General features: G+C 61.4%; 1 protein-coding gene. It reads left to right on the top strand.

The genetic code is table 11. From position 1 onward, the window contains the following. Window positions 1-23: 23 nt before the first annotated feature. Window positions 24-586: recombinase family protein (locus tag A6A05_RS05980; protein WP_172822206.1), on the top strand; the 563-nt coding region annotated here is incomplete at its 3' end.

The following is a 586-nucleotide window of genomic DNA, read 5'->3' on the forward strand; positions in this document are numbered from 1 at the left end:
GGCAACGGGCATAACCGTTCGCCATGAAGCGCACACCCCCACCGAAGCACGCCGCAATCTACGCCCGTTATTCCAGCGACCTCCAGAATCCCTCATCGGTTGATGACCAGATCGCGCTTTGCCGGTCGGCCATCCAGGATCACTTCCCATCAATCGCCGCAGAATCTGCCCTGGTGTTTTCGGACGCGTCGATCACTGGCTCGACCATGGAGCGGCCTGGGCTGAGGCGGCTGGTGCAGGCGGTCGAGAAACGCCGCGTTGACCTGGTCGTCGCCGAGGGCCTTGACCGGCTTTCACGCTCGCTGAAAGACGTTGCCGGGCTCTACGAAAAATTGTCCTATCATGGGGTCGGAATATGGACCGTGCATGAAGGGCAGATTTCCGAACTGCACATCGGTCTGAAAGGGACGATGAACGCTTTGGTGTTGCGGGACCTCAAGGCCAGGATCAAGCGAGGCCACCGCGCCAAGATCGCGGCTGGCCTTGCCGCGTCTTCCTGCGCCTATGGCTATCGTGTGGTGCGCGGCGTGGTCGATGCCAAGGGCAACAACGTCAATGGCATCCGCGAGATCGACGAAGCCGCCGC

The sequence above is a fragment of the Magnetospirillum moscoviense genome, assembly GCF_001650635.1.
Classification (GTDB): Bacteria; Pseudomonadota; Alphaproteobacteria; order Rhodospirillales; family Magnetospirillaceae; genus Magnetospirillum; species Magnetospirillum moscoviense.